General features: G+C 57.8%; 4 protein-coding genes and 1 pseudogene. All 5 read right to left on the reverse strand.

What is annotated here, in order from left to right; genetic code table 11:
• The coding region (locus tag ACFW3L_RS26145) for a hypothetical protein (protein ID WP_378748504.1) at nucleotides 1-320 on the reverse strand (320 nt) is incomplete at its 3' end.
• 424 nt (nucleotides 321-744) lie between these two features.
• Complete coding sequence (locus tag ACFW3L_RS26150) at nucleotides 745-960, reverse strand: MbeD family mobilization/exclusion protein (RefSeq protein ID WP_079967714.1); 216 nt, start codon at nucleotides 958-960, stop codon at nucleotides 745-747.
• Nucleotides 961-963: 3 nt separating this feature from the next.
• On the reverse strand, nucleotides 964-1449 hold the full coding sequence (locus ACFW3L_RS26155) for an MbeB family mobilization protein (protein ID WP_137502582.1): 486 nt from the start codon (nucleotides 1447-1449) through the stop codon (nucleotides 964-966).
• A 322-nt stretch (nucleotides 1450-1771) separates the two neighbouring features.
• Nucleotides 1772-2188 (reverse strand): annotated as a pseudogene (locus ACFW3L_RS26160) (relaxase/mobilization nuclease domain-containing protein); the annotation flags it as partial.
• Nucleotides 2127-2450 (reverse strand): MobC family plasmid mobilization relaxosome protein, encoded by a 324-nt coding sequence (locus ACFW3L_RS26165; RefSeq protein ID WP_170989424.1) that lies wholly within the window; start codon nucleotides 2448-2450, stop codon nucleotides 2127-2129. The pseudogene ACFW3L_RS26160 and the gene ACFW3L_RS26165, both read right to left, overlap by 62 nt.
• Nucleotides 2451-2638: the final 188 nt, after the last annotated feature.

Below are 2638 nucleotides of genomic sequence, written 5' to 3' on the forward strand. Positions count from 1 at the left end.
GCATGAATTGAATTATCTTTTTGCCTTTTTAACCATTCAATTGCATCATCAAAAAAAATCGTCGATTTCCCAACAGCCTTAGGTGAAGACGTCAAATCTAAGGAGGGAGTAATACCAGCATCACCATTTAAGCGATAGACACCGCGATCTACTCGTTCGAACAGACCAGGGGTATTTAAACTCAGATATGAACGTACAGAAGATTTTGAAATTTCTCCAATTTTCAAATAAACAGCGTTGGTTATCTCCTCAATAGAAGCTTCTCTTCCAAGCCTTAAAAAACATTCAATTATCGAGTCACGAACAACACCAGGAGCCAAAGACATGTTTATAAATCCAGTATTTTTGTATAAAATAATAATACTAACTAGACGTCAGGACGTCAATTTAGTTTAAAAGTGACGTCAAAAGAGCATGCATTAACTCCGCATTTACCATAACAGTGCTTTCCGGCACCGCCTCAGGGCGGGTTCGGCGCGAAAGCGGCGTCAGCCCGGTAAAACCGGCAGTAAACTCCCCACTAAATCGCGCATTCCGCGTCAGATAAATTTCACCCGACTGCATAGCCATGCAACCGGGTGAATGGCACCGGCTTTCGGCGGGGATCTGCGCCGCCCCCCCCGTTTTATCCGGTTTGTTACAGCGACGGACCGTCATACGTCCGCTGGCGCTGCGATCGTTCCAGCTCCAGCGCTTTCTGGTGCTGCGCCGCCCGCTGCTGCTCCCGGTGCGCCTCGATTCCGTTCAGCCTTGCGACAACCGGCGCAGCTGATCGCTCAAACTCTGCACCTGCCTGCTCAAGACCGTGACGCGCTCGCTCAGCGCCGCGTTCTCCCGTTGCATAAGACCAGACATCGTCCGCCATTCCGCGAAGGCGTTCTCCCACTCGTCCAGCCTTTTCGAGTAGTCCTGCTGTAGCTGCTCTAATGCGCTCAGCAACTGTTTTTCCAGCTCCGTCATGTGCTATTTCCCCGCCAGTATCATCCAGCTCGAATCCTCTCCGAACCGTCCCGCTTCCGGGTTCACCCTCACGCAGCGGCGTCTCTGATCGCCGCAGGTCGAGAGCTGCACGCCGCTGTTCCGATCGGACAGCATAGCCTGCGTGCTCTTCTGCTCCCGGATGGTCGTGTAATTGTCGAGTATCTGCTGACTCTGCCACCACAGAATGGCCGCGCTCGAAGCGATCAGCAGCGCGGACACCAGGACGATGGTCAGCCACGTCTGGCTGACCATGCGCAGCATCCCTTTCGTGCGCTGGCTCATGGCTGAGGACAGCTTCCGGTCGTGCTCGAGGATGGCGGCGCTGATTCTCTTCTCGCTTTCGCTCAGTTCCGCTCTGACAGACTTCTCGTGCTCGCTGAATGCGGCTTTCAGCATCTCGCCGGTACTCTGCTGCTGCGCTTTCGATTTCTGCTCTAAGTCCTTCGCCAGCGTTAAAAGACTGTTCATAGATGGCTCCCTTCAGTCGGATGTTTCGCCCCCCGTCCGGGTCGGCAATGCTGATGCTGCTTTTTGTAGTGCGCACCACCTCAAAACCAGCGCTTTCCAGCGCCTCAGTGACGTCCTGACGGGTTTTCAGCTCCCCGGACGAGGCTAAGGCCAGTAAACCCCGCGTAATCGCCTGGGCGGCTTCCTGCTTCGTTTCCGGCAGCGCGGACGGCGTGACCAGCGCCCGCCGGTTTTCCGGCGCGTTTGGATCGTGCAGCCCCAGCCTGCCGTTCACAATGGTCTGCCAGGCATCGATGCGCGGTCGGTCGGCGCGGTCGTAATACGGCTGGAGACGCCTGCCGGTCAGCAGCTCCGTGTTCGGGATCAGGAAGTTCAGCTCCAGCCTCCCTTTGTCCCGGTGCTCAACCCACAGCACGCTGTACTGGTCTTTATCGAGTCCGGGCATCAGAACCCGCTCGAAGCTCGCCATCAGCTTTTCACGCTGGCCGGGCGGTAAGTCCTGTTCGGCAAAAGACAGGACGCCGGATGTGTATTTTTTGGCGTAGGGCGAGGCGTCGATAAGCTCCCGGACTTCCTCCGGCTTCCCCTGCAGAACGCTGGCACCTTCGCGCTGGCGGTCTTTGCCCAGCAGGTAATCCACAGGCCCGGCGCCACCGCCGCGCCCCCGGGGGTGAAACTTAACGATCATCGTCTGCCCCCTTTTCCAGCACGGCGTGCCGCAGCCGCTCGAGTCCGGCATCGATGGCCATCAGCGCGGCGACAACCTGCACGCGGTCGTGCCCGCTGCCGCCACCGCCGTTAACCTGCCGGGCAATCTGGTTAAGGTTGTTCCCCATGCCGGCAAGCTGACGAAGCAGCGCCGGCGAGAGCGAGGGAAGTTTGCCGGTTCGGGCGGGCTTCTCGTCCAGGCACGTCTGCCGCATCCAGGCCGCGAGCTGTTTACCGTCGCAGCGCTCCAGCAGACGGCGGTGCTCATCTTCGGTCACCCACATGGTGAGCATTTTGCTGCGTTTGTCTGCCAATCCGGCCTCCTGATAACGCCGGGACGGGCGGGAAATCTTTTCCCGTTCGGCGCGGTGTTGGACAAGCCGCAGGCGCGTCAGTGGTTTTAGCGGGTTTCGGGGCGCAGCCCTGAACCAGTCACGTAGCGCTAGCGGAGTGTATACTGGCTTAATATGTTAGTTCGGAG

Source organism: Nocardiopsis sp. NPDC058789, assembly GCF_042745575.1.
Lineage (GTDB): Bacteria > Actinomycetota > Actinomycetes > Streptosporangiales > Streptosporangiaceae > Nocardiopsis > Nocardiopsis eucommiae.

Excerpts from the sequence above, each read along its gene's own strand:
- ACFW3L_RS26155 (WP_137502582.1), bottom strand. The coding sequence starts at position 1,449 with ATGAACAGTCTTTTAACGCTGGCGAAGGACTTAGAGCAGAAATCGAAA.
- ACFW3L_RS26150 (WP_079967714.1), bottom strand. The coding sequence starts at position 960 with ATGACGGAGCTGGAAAAACAGTTGCTGAGCGCATTAGAGCAGCTACAG.
- ACFW3L_RS26165 (WP_170989424.1), bottom strand. The coding sequence starts at position 2,450 with ATGCTCACCATGTGGGTGACCGAAGATGAGCACCGCCGTCTGCTGGAG.